12 protein-coding genes are annotated in these 14,281 nt (G+C 63.6%); 7 read left to right on the plus strand and 5 right to left on the minus strand.

Annotated features, from left to right (window positions below; translation table 11 throughout):
• The first annotated feature begins 119 nt into the window (after positions 1 to 119).
• The 5 genes from KP004_RS07515 (at position 120) to lgt (ending at position 4,829) form a co-directional block, all read left to right on the plus strand.
• Positions 120 to 1,961, plus strand: a complete 1,842-nt coding sequence (locus tag KP004_RS07515; RefSeq protein ID WP_216801716.1) for a UbiD family decarboxylase — start codon at positions 120 to 122, stop codon at positions 1,959 to 1,961.
• Positions 1,962 to 2,187: 226 nt separating this feature from the next.
• A complete protein-coding gene (locus KP004_RS07520; protein ID WP_216801717.1) occupies positions 2,188 to 2,949 on the plus strand; it encodes a TlyA family RNA methyltransferase in 762 nt (253 codons plus the stop codon).
• Positions 2,950 to 2,987: 38 nt separating this feature from the next.
• Positions 2,988 to 3,332: a histidine triad nucleotide-binding protein gene (locus tag KP004_RS07525; protein ID WP_216801718.1), complete on the plus strand. Its 345-nt coding sequence runs from the start codon at positions 2,988 to 2,990 to the stop codon at positions 3,330 to 3,332.
• A 65-nt stretch (positions 3,333 to 3,397) separates the two neighbouring features.
• The gene (locus tag KP004_RS07530) at positions 3,398 to 3,895 is read left to right on the plus strand and encodes a DUF4124 domain-containing protein (protein WP_216801719.1); all 498 of its coding nucleotides are present in this window, start codon (positions 3,398 to 3,400) and stop codon (positions 3,893 to 3,895) included.
• Positions 3,896 to 4,055: 160 nt separating this feature from the next.
• Positions 4,056 to 4,829: a prolipoprotein diacylglyceryl transferase gene (gene lgt / locus KP004_RS07535; RefSeq protein ID WP_216801720.1), complete on the plus strand. Its 774-nt coding sequence runs from the start codon at positions 4,056 to 4,058 to the stop codon at positions 4,827 to 4,829.
• A 3-nt stretch (positions 4,830 to 4,832) separates the two neighbouring features.
• Here the strand turns inward: lgt and KP004_RS07540 are convergent, their stop codons facing one another.
• The 5 genes from KP004_RS07540 to KP004_RS07560 form a co-directional block, all read right to left on the minus strand.
• Entirely contained in the window at positions 4,833 to 5,258 is a 426-nt protein-coding gene (locus KP004_RS07540; RefSeq protein WP_216801721.1) for an ATP-binding protein, read from the minus strand.
• A gap of 30 nt (positions 5,259 to 5,288) precedes the next feature.
• Positions 5,289 to 5,630 carry an STAS domain-containing protein gene (locus tag KP004_RS07545; RefSeq protein WP_216801722.1) on the minus strand — a complete coding sequence of 114 codons (342 nt, stop codon included), beginning with the start codon at positions 5,628 to 5,630 and terminating at the stop codon, positions 5,289 to 5,291.
• Positions 5,631 to 5,721: 91 nt separating this feature from the next.
• The gene (locus KP004_RS07550; protein WP_216801723.1) at positions 5,722 to 8,958 is read right to left on the minus strand and encodes a SpoIIE family protein phosphatase; all 3,237 of its coding nucleotides are present in this window, start codon (positions 8,956 to 8,958) and stop codon (positions 5,722 to 5,724) included.
• Positions 8,958 to 9,206 (minus strand): hypothetical protein, encoded by a 249-nt coding sequence (locus tag KP004_RS07555; protein WP_216801724.1) that lies wholly within the window; start codon positions 9,204 to 9,206, stop codon positions 8,958 to 8,960. The genes KP004_RS07550 and KP004_RS07555 overlap by 1 nt, the downstream gene beginning before the upstream one ends.
• Positions 9,203 to 10,765: a bifunctional aminoglycoside phosphotransferase/ATP-binding protein gene (locus KP004_RS07560; protein WP_216801725.1), complete on the minus strand. Its 1,563-nt coding sequence runs from the start codon at positions 10,763 to 10,765 to the stop codon at positions 9,203 to 9,205. The genes KP004_RS07555 and KP004_RS07560 overlap by 4 nt, the downstream gene beginning before the upstream one ends.
• Before the next feature lie 213 nt (positions 10,766 to 10,978).
• Here KP004_RS07560 and KP004_RS07565 point away from each other — a divergent pair, with 213 nt between their 5' ends.
• Positions 10,979 to 12,700, plus strand: a complete 1,722-nt coding sequence (locus KP004_RS07565) for a tetratricopeptide repeat protein (RefSeq protein WP_216801726.1) — start codon at positions 10,979 to 10,981, stop codon at positions 12,698 to 12,700.
• A complete protein-coding gene (locus KP004_RS07570) occupies positions 12,697 to 14,280 on the plus strand; it encodes a peptide-binding protein (protein WP_216801727.1) in 1,584 nt (527 codons plus the stop codon). Before KP004_RS07565 ends, KP004_RS07570 begins: the two co-directional genes overlap by 4 nt.
• The last annotated feature ends 1 nt before the right edge of the window (position 14,281 follow it).

Below are 14,281 nucleotides of genomic sequence, written 5' to 3' on the forward strand. Positions count from 1 at the left end.
CGGCCGGCCGGAACAGCGTTCCTTTGCGCCGCTGCGGCCGGGGGTCTTTTGTGTTGACTTGACTGCGGGGGTGCATTAAAAGTAATGCGGTAATCAGGCTGACCTTGGCGGAGGATTTGTTGGGATATAAAGACCTTGCATCTTGCGTGGCCGACCTGGAGCGTACCGGCGCCCTGGTCAGGATCGATTGTGAAGTATCCGCGGAGCTCGAGATCGGCTCGATCCAGCGCCGGGTGTACCAGGCGGGAGGGCCGGCCCTCCTCTTCACCAGGGTCAAGGGAAGCTCCTTTCCCATGCTCGGCAACCTGTTCGGCACCCTGGAGCGGACCAGGTACATCTTCCGGGACACCCTGAAAGCGGTGGAGCGCCTGGTGAAGCTCAAGGTGGACCCGCGCTGCGCGCTCAGGGAGCCGGGTACCGTGCTCGGTGCCGTCCCGGCCGCCTGGCACCTGCTCCCCAAGAGCGTTAGCGACGGTCCCATCCTGGCCAACCGCACCACCATCGACCAACTCCCGCAGCTGAAGTCCTGGCCCGATGACGGCGGCGCTTTCATCACCCTGCCCCAGGTATATTCCGAGAGCCCGGCGCAGCCCGGCGTGCGCCATTCCAACCTGGGGATGTACCGGGTCCAGCTCTCCGGCGGGGAGTACCGGGTGAACCAGGAGATCGGGCTGCACTACCAGATCCACCGCGGCATCGGCTTCCACCACGCCGAGGCGATCGAGAAGGGGGTGCCGCTGCGGGTCAACATCTTCGTGGGGGGCGCCCCCTCGATGACCGTTGCCGCCGTCATGCCGCTTCCCGAGGGGATGCCCGAGCTCTCTTTCGCGGGACTTCTGGCGGGACACCGTATCGAGATTGTGCAGCGTCCCGGCGCGCTTCCCATCCCGGCCCAGGCCGACTTCTGCATAACGGGCGTGATCGACCCGGACAAGACCCTGCCCGAGGGGCCTTTCGGCGACCACTTCGGCTACTACAGCCTGGCCCACCATTTTCCCGTGCTTCGGGTCGAGGAGGTCTTCCACCGCGACGGCGCCATCTGGCCCTTCACCACGGTGGGGCGCCCGCCCCAGGAGGACACTTCCTTCGGCGCCTTCATCCACGAACTGACCGGGCCGCTGATCCCGACCGTGATCCCGGGGGTGAAGGCGGTGCACGCAGTGGACGCGGCCGGGGTGCATCCGCTTCTGTTCGCCGTGGGGAGCGAGCGTTACGTCCCCTACGGGGAGCGGCGTACCCCGCAGGAACTCTTGACCATCGCCAACGCAGTGCTGGGGCAGGGACAGCTCTCCCTGGCCAAGTACCTGATGATCGCCGCGTACGAGGATGCGCCGCGGCTGGACATCCACGACATACCGGCCTTCCTCGGGCACGTGCTGGAACGGATCGACCTTACCCGCGACCTCCATTTCCAGACCGCCACCACCATGGACACCCTGGACTACTCCGGCTCGGGGCTCAACAGCGGGTCCAAGGTGGTCTTCGCCGCCATCGGGGAAAAACGGCGCACCCTGGGGACCGAGTTCCCCGCGGCGCTGAGGCTCGCCCCCGGCTTCTCGGAGCCCGCCCTGTGCCTCCCGGGGGTGATCGCCGTCAGCGGCCCCGCCTGCCGCACCCCGAAGGGGGAGGCGGACGCACAGGTGGAGTCCCTGTGCCGCGCGCTCGAAGGGGTGGAGGGGATGGATGCCTTCCCGTTGATCGTGGTCTGCGACGACAGCCGCTTCACCGCGGCGCAGTTGAACAACTTCCTCTGGGTCACCTTCACCCGCTCCGATCCGGCCGCCGACATCTACGGCGTTGGGGCCGCCACGCACTGCAAGCAGTGGGGCTGCAGCGGTCCCCTGGTCATCGACGCCAGGGTGAAGCCGCACCACGCGCCGCCCTTGATCGAGGACCCCGCCGTGGAGAAGAGGGTGGACGAGCTCGCCGCGCCGGGCGGGCCGCTGCATGGATTGTATTAACCCCAAAAGCTTTAACGCAAAGACGCCAAGGCGCTAAGACGCAAAGAACAAAATAAATACTGGGAACTGCAAAAGGCTTTTATTTAACCTAAAAACGCAAGGCCGCAAAGAGAAGAACAATTCAAAAGCTTTGGGGGGTACCCTAATGCTTGTCTTCGCGCCTCTGCGGCTCCGCGCCTTTGCGTTAGGTCATTTTGCTTTTGGTTTTTGGGGTACTGGAGAGAAGGTGGCGAAGGAAAGACTCGACAAGCTGGTCATGGAACGGGGGCTCGCGCCCTCGCGGGAAAGGGCCAAGGCACTGATCATGGCGGGACAGGTGGTGGTGGACGACCACCTGGCGGACAAGGCGGGACTCATGGTGCCGTTGGAGGCGGAGATCCGCCTGAAGGGGGAACCGCTCCCCTACGTGAGCCGCGGCGGCCTGAAGCTCGCCAAGGGGCTGGACCACTTCGCCATACAGGTAGAGGGCCTCTGCGCGGTCGACGTCGGCGCTTCCACCGGCGGGTTCACCGACTGCCTCCTGCAACGCGGCGCCCGCAGGGTCTATGCCGTCGATGTCGGCTACGGCCAACTCGCCTGGAAACTGCGCGAGGACCCGCGGGTGGTGAACCTGGAAAAAACCAACATCCGCCACCTGGAATCGCTCCCGGAGGCCCCCGACCTCGCGGTGATCGACGCCTCCTTCATCTCGCTCGACAAGGTGCTCCCCCCGACGCTGCGCCTGATCAGGGAAGACGCCACCATCGTGGCGCTGATCAAGCCGCAGTTCGAGGTGGGACGCGGACAGGTGGGGAAGGGGGGCGTGGTCAGGGACGAAAAGAAACACCTGGAGGTCGTGGAGAACGTGACCGAACTGGCCAAGGGACTGGGACTCCTGGTGCTGGACGTCTGCGAGTCCCCCATCCTGGGCCCCAAGGGGAACAAGGAGTTCCTGATCCACCTGCAAAAGCATCCAGGGGGCACGTCGCAGCCCCTGGCCGAGGTTTGAGCAAAACTCGAACCTTTACTTTGAAACTGGAGGAAATCATGAGTGATTGTCTGTTCTGCAAGATGGCCGACGGCACCATCCCGGTAAAGAAGGTCTATGAGGACGACCTCCTCTTCGCCATCGAGGACATCAACCCGGTGGCGCCGGCCCACATCCTCATCATTCCCAAGAAACACCTGGTGAACACCCTGGAGCTCACCCCGGCGGACGACCAGTTGATCGGGGCGGTGCACCGCGTCGCCGCGGCGCTGGCCCGGGAGCGCGGCTTCGACCAGGAAGGGTTCCGCCTGGTGAACAACAACAACGCCGGAGCCGGGCAGTCGGTCTGGCACATCCACTTCCACCTGCTGGCAGGCCGCAAGCTTGGATGGCCTCCGGGGTAGTCGCCCGGCGGCCGTGTAACCGGCGCGAGGTGCAGATCCCTGAAGGCACGCTAAAGGAGGCCAGAATGAAAAGATTGCTCGTGTTGCTGCTCCTGCTGTACCCGCTGACCGCAGCGGGGGAAACCTACCAGTGGACCGACGAGAGGGGCACGGTGAATTTCGCCGATGACCTGGGACAGGTCCCCAAGAAGTTCCGGAAGAAGGCGAGGAGAGTCGGAGAGGAGGACGCCAGCCCCAGGGTGATCGAAGGGGGCTCGGCCGAGCCGACCAAGGGAAAACCGGAAGAGGCCCAGGGGGCCAAGAAGAGCTACGGCGGCAAGGACGAGGCCGCCTGGCGCAGGGAGTTCCTGCAGGCCGAGTTCAACTTGAAGAACGCGGAGTCGGAGCTTGCCACCCTCAAGGGGAGGCTTGTCGATACCTCGCGCATGACCCGTTCCGAGTACCTCACCATCCAGAACAGCATCAAGGTCGCCGAGGACAGGGTCAAGGCCCAGCAGAAGAGACTCGACCAGGTGCGCGAGAGCGCCGACCGCTTCGGCGTCCCTCCCGAGTTCAGGAAATAATTCCGGGGAGTGGCTCCGCCAGGTGCCTGTCCCTTGGTGTTTGGCAGGCGGCTGAGCTGAGAGGAGCGTTCCGCGAGAGGGACAGGCACCTGACGGAGCCTGTCCCTTCTGCCGCGGGCCCCGAGTCGGACACAATAACTATCACCTTGGAGAAAGCAGCATGATCTTCCCGAACATCGACCCGGTCTTCCTGCGCCTGGGGCCGCTGGAATTCCGCTGGTACGGTCTCATGTACATCTGCGGCTTCGTCGCCGCCTACTTCATCATCCTGTCCGGGGTGAAACGCAAGGGGCTCCCCCTGAACAAGGACCAGGTCGCCGACCTGATCTTCACCGTCGCGGTGGGGGTCATCCTGGGAGGGCGCTTAGGCTACATCCTGTTCTACAACTTCTCCTACTACCTGTCCCACCCGCTGAAGCTGTTCGCGGTATGGGAGGGGGGGATGTCCTTCCACGGCGGCCTGATCGGGGCGCTCCTGGCGAGCCTCTACTTCATCAGGAAGTTCAAGCTCCGCTTTTACCCGCTGGCCGACATCGGCTTCCTGGCGGCCCCGGTGGGGCTGGGCTTCGGCCGTATCGGCAACTTCATCAACGGCGAGCTCTACGGCCGGGTCACCGACGTTCCCTGGGGGATCGTCTTTCCTACCGGCGGACCGCTGCCGCGCCATCCGTCGCAGCTGTACGAGGCGTTCCTGGAAGGGCCGGTCATGTTCCTGATCCTGTACGCGATCTCGAAGAGGGTGCGGCATGACGGCGTGGTGGTGTGGTCCTTCATCGCGATGTACGGCCTGTTCCGTTTCCTGGTGGAGTTCGTCAGGCAGCCCGACGAGCAGATCGGATTTCTTCTGGGGGGATTTTCGATGGGGCAGATGCTGAGCTTGCCGATGTTCCTGCTGGGAGCGGCGATGGTATGCTACCGCTGCAGGCGGGGGTAACCCTCAACCGAGCTTTTTCTTCATCTCCAGCATGTTCTCCTTGCAGTTCTTGCGGTAAGCCACCGAGTCCATCAGGGTGCGGATCAGGAAGATACCCCGCCCCCGGTCCTCCAACTCCTCGAAGTTGGGGGCCGGGATGGAGTTGATGTCGAACCCCTGCCCGTCGTCGTAGACCCTGATGGTCAGGTCGTCATGGTGCAGGGTGATCACGATGCGCACGAGCTTTTCCGGCTCCTTGGGGCCGGCGTGCTTGATGGCGTTCACCATCGCCTCGGTGAGGACCAGGTTCAGATGGTAGGCAAGGATCTCCTTGTCGCCGCTGTAGCGCTCCAGCTCGCGGGCGATGTCCTCCCCGATCTTCCCGATAAGGCTCAGGTACCTCGTCTTGTTGGGAACCTTTATGTCGACCTCGATCGTGTTTCCTTCCATCTGATGCCTCGCTTTGTGCCACCCGATCCGTTAGGACTGGAAGTTCTCCACCGCCTCAGCCGTGGAAGGGAAGATCTCGAAGACCCGGTGCAGGCGGGTCAGCTCGAACATCGACTTGACCTGGGACTGCAGCGAGGAAAGTTTCAGGTTCCCCTGGTGCGAGATGGCGTTCTTGAACCCCGAGACCAGCGCGCCCAGCCCGGAACTGTCGATAAAACGTACATCCTTCAGATCCACCAGGACGTTCTTCTTGCCGTCCTCGAAAAGCTTCTGTACCGCGCTTTTGAGTTCAGTAGAGTTGTGCGCGTCCAGCCTTTCCTCCTTGACGTATATGATTACAACGTCGTTCCTCGTCTCGCTTGCTAGGTTCATAACCATCTCCTTGTTGTGAGGTCCGTACGGTATACAGCCAGATTTATTGTGCAATAAGTGCCGACATTTAGCAAGTGGCGCCGCCCCCGGTTCAGGCAACTTTCATGACTACCATGGATATGTCGTCCTGTAAAGGTTGCGGCCAGGCGTAGGAAGAGACCTCCGACAGCACCTTCTCGATCAACACCTCGGGCTCATGCTCGGTAAGCGTACCGATCAGCTCGCACAGCCTCGGGATGCCGAAGAGCTCACCCGCCGCGTTCTCGGCCTCGATGATGCCGTCGGTGTAGATGAAGAGGAGGTCCCCCGCCTGCAGCGTGATCCGCAGCTCCTCGAAGTCTACGTTTCGCTCCACTCCCAGGATGAGCCCCTCGGCGTCGAGTTCCACCCAGTTGCCGGCGCGAAACAACAGGGGGCGGGTGTGGCCGGCATTGGCGTAGCTGAGGGTCCGGTTCGCGCTGTCGTATCTCGCGCAGAACATGGTGATGAAGAGCTCGGCGCCGGTGAGGTCGTCGTAGAGGAGCTCGTTCAACAGCTGCAAGAGATCCCGGGCCGAGCGCGGCTCCTTGATCTGGGCCCTGAGCACGCTGCGGGTCTCCACCATGATCAGGGCCGCCCCGACGCTGTGGCCGGAGACGTCGGCCATGACCAGGTCCACCACCTGCTCGCCCCGCTCGAAGAAATCGTAGTAGTCCCCCCCCACGTGCGCGGCGGGGACGCAGCGGCTGGCGATGTGCGCCCCCGGCAGGGCGGGGGGGTGTTCCGGCAGCAGCGAGAGCTGGATCTGCTTGGCGAGCTCGAGGTCCCGGGTCACCCTGGCGTTCTCCAGGAGGGCGGCCTCCTTCTGGCGCCGCTCCCGCTCCTTGGCCTCGCGCTCCTCGACGATGCGCACCGCCTGGGCCAGCTGCCCGGCCAGGCTCTCCAGCAGTTCCACGAACTGCTCGGTGAAAAGCCCCACGATGGAACGGGAGAAGACCGAGAGTATGCCGACCGGCTGGGCCCCCTCGCTGGCGATGGGGATGTGGGCGAAGGACTTGATTCCTTCCCTGCGGAAGATCTCCTTGGCGATCGGCTTGGTGATGAAGGTGGTGTCGTTGAAGAACTCGGTGCGGCGCCCCAGGAAGGCCTCGCCGACGTGGGTGTCGATCTCCAGCAGACGGTCCTCGGCGGTGAGGCGCTCGCCGCCGATGCCGCGATAGCAGCGCACCTGCAGTACCGATTCCTGGTTCAGGAGCCTGATCACGGCGAGGTCGAGCTTGAACTCGCGCAGCAAAAGCTCCAGAAGATCCCCCATGATGATGTCCAGCTCCAGCGACCGGTTCATGATCTCTGAGGCGCGCAGCCGCACGAAGAGCGCCTCGCGGCTTTGGTCGCGCGAGGTGCGCACGGTGGAGAAGATGTCGTAGACCGGCTCCATGCGCGACCCGATGTCGGAGAGGAAACTCTCCACCACCGCACCCGCCGCGGCCCCCCCGAGCGAGCCGGCCAGGGTCTTCTCCACGAAGCGCTTCAGGTTGGGGAGCTCGAACTCGGAGACCCCCCCCTTGCTGTCGATCTCCCGGTCCCCCAGGTAGTCGGTGATGGCGGCGTTGGCCTGCTGCTCACCGATGAACTTGGTCATGAGGTTCACGAACTGCACGATGGTGACCGGCTTGGAGAGACGCTTGGTTTCCCAGTGCGGCGTCGCGCTCTCTGGGGTGAAGACGCGCACGAAGCGGTTCACCTGTTCGCGCTCCTTCTCGCTCTGGCCAAGGAGGATGGACAGGGACAGGTAGGCGGAGATGTTGATGAACATGCTCCAGAACAGGGTGTGGGTGTACGGGTCCAGCCCGGTCAGCCCGAAGAGCTCCTGCGGGCGCAACAGGGTGAAGCCGAAGGGGCCGTTCAACAGGAAACTGCTCTGCCAGCCGCCGGCCCGCAGCAGCGAGGGGAGCAACAGCGTGTAGAACCAGACCCCGAAGCCGGCGACAAGTCCCGCGATGGCGCCCGCCTTGTTGCCTCGGGGCCAGTAGAGCCCCCCTACCAGGGCCGGCGCGAACTGGATGGCGGCCGAGAAGGAGATGAGTCCCATGTTGGCCAGCATGTAGTTTTCACCGACCACGCTCTGGTACAGATACCCCAGGAGGATCACCAGCACGATCCCCAGGCGCTTCAGGTTAATGAGCAGTTGCGGGAACCAGGCGCGCGGCTTGAGCTTGATCACCACCGGCAGCAGCACGTGGTTCAAGAGCATGGTCGATACCGCGATCGATTCCACCATGACCATCCCCGCCGAAGCGGAGAAGCCACCCAGGAAGGCGACCAGGGCCAGCCACTGGTAGCCAAGCTGCATGGGAAGGGTGAGCACGAAATAGTCCGCCCCGGCGTTGCTGCCGTTTAGCAGCACCCCGGCCAAGGCAATGGGCATCACGAACAGGTTCATGAGGAACATGTAGGCGGGAAAGCGCCAGGACGCCGTGTTCAGGTGCGATTCGTGCGCGTTCTCCAGCACCATGACCTGGAACTGGCGCGGCAGGAGCATCACGGCGCCCATGGAGAGGGTCAGGATGCTGAACATGGAGGCGTAGGAGTTGTCGCCGTGGTCGCCCAGCGTGGTGAGCCGCGTCAGCATGAGCGGATCCTTCTGGTGCATGCGCTGGAAGATGTCCCCCATGCCGTTGAAGGCGAAATAGGTGATGCCGATGCCGACGGTGAGCATGGCGATCAGCTTCACCAGCGATTCGAGCGCGATCGCCGCCACCAGGCCGTCGTGGCGCTCCGTGGAGAGGAGGTGGCGCGCGCCGAAGAGGACGCTGAAAACGGCCAGAAAGAGCGCGGTGAAGAGCCCCGGATGGGGAGAGGGGATGTAGATGCGCTCCATGAAACCCAGGTGGAAATCGTGGTACCCGGTGATGATGGTGAACGAGGTCGAGACGGCGCGCAGCTGCAAGGCGATGTAGGGCATCACCCCCATCAGGGTGATCACGGTGATGATCGCGCCCAGCCACTGGGACGAGCCGTAGCGGGAGCTGATGAAGTCGGCGATGGAGGTGATGTTGTTCTCCTTGGAGATCCGCACCATCTTCTTGAGCAGGAACCACCAGGAGAACGCGGTGAGGGTGGGGCCCAGGTAGACCGGGAGGAAGTCTATGCCGGTGGTGGCGGCCTTGCCGACCGAGCCGTAGAAGGTCCAGGAGGTGGCGTAGACGGCGATGGAGAGGGCATAGACCCAGGGGGTGGCGGTGATGCTGCGGCCGGCCTTCTGCCGCTGGTCGGCGTAGTAGGCGACCAGGAAGAGAAAGGCTATGTAGAGCAGGGCCGTGCCCCACACCCAGTTGACATCCAGCATTACATATGCTCCCTGGTGTCGCTGTCCTTGCGTGCCGCCCGGCTGAACAAGTAGACGATGAAGATGGAGAAGACCCAGCCGATCAGCAGGTAGAGGTAGAGCAGCGGGATGCCGAAGGGAAGGGTCGGTTTGTTGAAGATGCTGATGAACGGATAGTTCATCATCACAAGGCCGAGGACGAAGCAGATCACCCAGGTGTCCTTCAGTTTGAGCCGGTGCAGCACCACTTGCTTCAGTTTGTTCTTCATGCCGTCAACCCCATGGCGGCCAGCACCCGGTCCGCCTCGTCCCAGACGGGGAGGGTGCTGTCGAGGAGCAGGCTTTCCCCCTCTTCGGGGTACTGGAATTCGGCCTGCTGCCGCTGGTACTGTTCCCACCGGGCGTCGGAGACCTCGGTGGGATCGTGGCGCCGCCGCTCCAGCCGCTCGCGAGCGACCTGTTGCGGGCAGCGGGTTTCTATGATCAGGAAAGGGCGCCCAAGCCGTGCGGCCAGTTGCCGAAACAGCTCCCGGTCGGAGCGCCGCTGGAAGGTGGCGTCGACCACGATGCCCCTGTGCTCGGCAAGGGAGCGCTCGGCCCGGCTCAAAAGGGCGCGGTAGGTGGCCTGGTCCATCTCCTCGTTGTAGATCCCGTCCCGGTAGGCGGCGCTTGGCTCCACACCGGAGGGAGCCACGCCCGCGAGCTCCTTGCGCACCAGGTCGGAGCGGACCAGGTCCAGTCCCAGCTCCCGGGCGAGCTCGGCGGCCAGACTGCTCTTGCCGCTGCCGCTCAGGCCGCAGGTGAGGACGAGAACCGGGGTGAGCCGGCTTCTCAGCGTGTAGCCGCGGGCCAGGCGGAAGTAGCGCCGCGCCGCGCTGCCGACGGCCGCGGATTCGGCCGCGTCCTGCCCGGGCTGGGCCAGGCGCAGACTGGTCACCTTACCGCGCACGAAGGCCCGCTGCGCCTTGTAGAAGTCGAGCAGCGGCGCCATGCCCCGGTCGCCGCTGGCCTCGCCGTAGGACAGCAGCAGCGCGCGGGACAGGTCGGCGCGCCCGGCGTACTCGAGGTCCATGAGCAGGAAGGCGAGGTCCGCGGCGGTATCTATGTAGCGGAACTGCTCGCCGAACTCGATGCAGTCGAAGATGCAGACCGGATCGGTGAGACAGATGTTGCCCGAGTGGAGGTCGCCGTCGCAGTCCCTGATGAAGCCGCCGGCGATGCGGGCTTGGAACAGCGTCTCGCTCTGCGCGAGGAACGCGCTCACCCATTGGCGGATTTCCGCCAGTTCCCCGGCCAGCAGGGTGTTGCCGACGAACGGGGCGCTCTGGCGGAAGTTCTGCTCCCAGTTCGCACCGATCATGGCCGGGGAGGCGCAGGCGTCGATGTGCGGGCCGCGCTCCGCGCCCGCGTGGAAGGAGGCGACGGCCGCCGCGATGCGGGTCATGTCGGCGCCGGAGACGGTTCCCTCCCGGAGCAGGCGGTCCAGCATGAGCTCCTCGGGGAGGCGCTTCATCTTGACGGCGTAGTCGATGACCGCGCCGGTACCGGTAAAACCCGCGCCGCGCGCGCTCTCGCGCAGTTCCACGACCCCGAGGTAGACCTCGGGGCACAGGCGCCGGTTCAGGCGCACCTCTTCGCCGCAGTAAAAGCGGCGCCGGTCCAGCGTGGTGAAGTCCAGAAAGCCGTAGTCGACGGCCTTTTTTACCTTGTATACGAAGTGGTCGGTGATGAAGATGAAAGAGACGTGGGTCTCGACCAGGCGCACCTTTGCCGTCGGTTCGGGGTAGGCCGCTGCTTCAAGTAGCGATTTTATAAGCTTTTGATCCATCGTTTTGCCGGTAAGCTGATGATTTCACTTGAGAATAGTATCATACCGCATTTGAGGTGCAACAGTCTAAAATGCATCTAAATGTTGTTTGACGCTGGTACCTATTTATGCTAGCTTTCATGTAGTGAACCGCGCCACCCCGGATACTGTATCCCACCGGGGTGCCGCGTTTTTTAGATTTTGCCCGAAATCTACCGAAGCCACAGGTAACCCATGACCAAGAAGTGTCTAGCGCTCCTTTTCCTGCCCCTGCTGCTCAACGCCTGCGCCACCACCGAACAAGCTTCGGAACTGCCGCCGCTCGCCGAACTCGGAGCCATTACCGCGCCGACCCCGCCCCCCGGGGCAGGGAGGAACCTGTCGCTGTTCGCCGAGGCCAGGCTGCGTGCGTCCGAAGGGGACCAGGACGGAGCCCTGCTCCTTCTGCGCGAAGCGATCGCCGCCGATCCCTCCTCCGCCTTCCTGCATAACGCCGCGGCACAGATCTACCTGCAGCAGAACCGTCCCGAAGAAGCGCTAAGCGAGTGCCAGGCCGCCATCGCCATCGATCCCGCCTCGCTTCAGGCCGAGCAGTTGTGCGGCAACATCCTGATGAGCATGCAGCGCGAGAAGGAGGCGGTCCAGCACTACAAGAAGGTGATCGAGCTCGACCCGACCAAGGAAGAGGTCTACCTGCACATCGCCATCTACTACCTGAAGAACTTCGAGTACGAGCAGGCGGTGGACACCCTGAAGGCGCTGGTGAAGGCCTCCCCCGATTCGGCGCTCGGTTACTACTACCTCGCCAAGACCTACGAGCAGATGCGTCTTCCCAAAGAGGCGCTCGCCTACTACAAGAAGGCGGTCGACCTCAAGCCCGATTTCGAGCAGGCCCTGATCGAGATGGGGATCTCCCAGGAGACCCAGGGGCTCATCCCGGACGCCATCGACAGCTATAAGGATCTCCTCGAGATCAACCCCAACAACGCCAACGTCATCCAGCACCTGGCGCAGCTCTACATCCAGCAGAAGCGCCTGGAGGAAGCCCTGGCCCTGTTGCAGCAACGAGGCGGCAAGTCTCTGGAGACCTCGCGCAAGATCGGCCTGCTGCTGCTCGAACTGGAGCGCTACGACGAGGCCATCAAGACCTTCCAGGACATCCTCGTGGCCGAACCGACAGCGCAGCAGGTCCGCTTCTACCTCGCCTCAGCGTACGAGGAGAAGGAGGACGTGGACCAGGCCATCGTCGAATTCAAGAAGATCTCCCGCGAGTCCCCGTACTACCTGGACTCTCTCGGGCACCTGGCCTACCTGTACAAGGAGAAGGGACAACCGGAGAAGGGGATCGTCCTGCTGCTGCAGGAAATCGGGGAGCAGCCTTCCCGCATCGAGCCGTACCTGCACCTGGCCGGGTTCTACGAGTCGATGGAGCAGTACCAGCGCGGCGTCGACACCCTGAAGAGCATGGACCCCAAAATGCAGGCCGATCCGCGCGTGCTGTTCCGGCTGGGCATCCTCTACGACAAGATGGGGCAGAAGGAGCTTTCCGTCGCCATGATGAAGAAGGTGCTGGCGGTGACCCCTGACGATCCCCAGGCCCTCAACTACCTGGGCTACACCTACGCGGAGATGGGTGAGAACCTGGAGGAGGCGCTGACCTACCTGAAAAAGGCGGTGAGCCTGAGGCCTGACGACGGGTTCATCCTGGACAGCCTGGGGTGGACCTACTTCAAGCTCAAGCGCTACAACGAGGCGATCGCGCAACTGGAGCGGGCCGCCGAGCTCTCCGAAGGCGACGCCACCGTGCTGGGGCACCTGGCCGACGTCTACTGCGCCACCCACGCCTTCAAGAAGGCGCTGCCGCTCTACAAGAAACTGCAGAAGATGGAGCCCGAGCAGAGCGCCGAACTCGCCGAGAAGATCAAGCACTGCCGCCAGGAAGCCGGTGAGAAATGAGCCTGGCCCGCACCGTCTGCCTCCTGGTCCTCCTTTTTCTGACCGCCTGCGGCAAGGATGCGCCGTGGAATAAGGCGCAGGGGCAGGGGGGATCGCAGTTCGTCACCGGGAGCATCGGCGAGCCCTCCAACCTCATCCCGATCCTCGCTTCGGACAGTTCCTCCAGCGACATCTCCGGGCTGGTGTACAACGGGCTCGTGCGCTACGACAAGAACCTGAAGCTGGAGGGGGACTTGGCCGAATCGTGGGAGGTTTCCCCGGACGGGCTCAAGATCACCTTCCACCTGCGGCGCGGGGTGAAGTGGCACGACGGCCACGACTTCACCTCGCGCGACGTGCTCTACACCTACCGCGTCACCGTCGATCCCAAGACCCCGACCGCATATGCCGAGGATTTCAAGCAGGTGCAAAGCGCCCAGGCCCCGGACCCGTACACCTTCCGGGTCACCTACGCCAAGCCCTTTGCGCCGGCGCTCGCCTCCTGGGGGATGCCGATCCTGCCTGCGCACCTGTTGGAGGGGAAGGACATCACCAAGAGCGCGCTGTCGCGCAATCCGGTCGGCACCGGTCCGTACATCTTCAAGGAGTGGGTCCCCGGGCAGCGGCTCGTGCTTGAGGCGTATCCGAAGTACTGGGAGGGGGCGCCGCACCTGGCGCGCTACGTCTACCGCATCATCCCGGACAACTCGACCATGTACATGGAGCTGAAGGCGGGCGGGGTGGACATGATGGGGCTCTCCCCGGTGCAGTACCAGCGCCAGACTACGAGGGAGGAGTTCCTGGCGCGCTTCAACAAGTACCGCTACCCTGCCTCGGCCTACACCTACCTGGGGTACAACCTGCGCCTGCCCATGTTCCAGGACGTCAGGGTGCGCCGGGCCATCACCTGCGCCATCAACAAGGAAGAGATCATCCAGGGCGTGCTGCTTGGGATGGGACAGATCGCCCACGGCCCGTACAAGCCCGGCACCTGGGCCTACAAGTCCAAGGTCGACAACGATCCGGGCTACGATCCGGAGCGCGCGAAGGAGCTGTTGCAGGAGGCGGGTTACCACATGGGGGCGGGCGGCATCCTGGAGAAGGACGGCAAGCCGCTCAGCTTCACCATCATGACCAACCAGGGGAACGACCAGCGCCTCAAATGCGCCCAGATCATCCAGATGCGCCTGAAAAAGGTCGGTATCGACGTGAAGATCCGGGTCATGGAGTGGGCCTCCTTCCTCACCAACTTCATCGACAAGGGGAAGTTCGAGGCGGTGCTGCTGGGGTGGACCATATCCCAGGACCCCGACCTTTACGACGTCTGGCACTCGTCCAAGACCGGGCCCAAGGAACTGAACTTCATCCATTATCTGAACCCGGAGCTGGACCGCCTCATCGTGGAGGGGCGCGGCACCTTCGACATGGCCAAGCGGCGCGACTGCTACTACAAGATCCAGGAGATCCTTGCCAAGGACCAGCCTTACACGTTCCTGTACGTGCCCGACGCGCTGCCGGTGGTGACCTCGAGGATCAAGGGGATAGAGCCCGCGCCTGCAGGGATAATGCACAACTTCATCAAGTGGTATGTGGAACAGTGAG

It is taken from the genome of Geomonas oryzisoli (assembly GCF_018986915.1).
In the GTDB taxonomy this organism is placed as follows: Bacteria; Desulfobacterota; Desulfuromonadia; order Geobacterales; family Geobacteraceae; genus Geomonas; species Geomonas oryzisoli.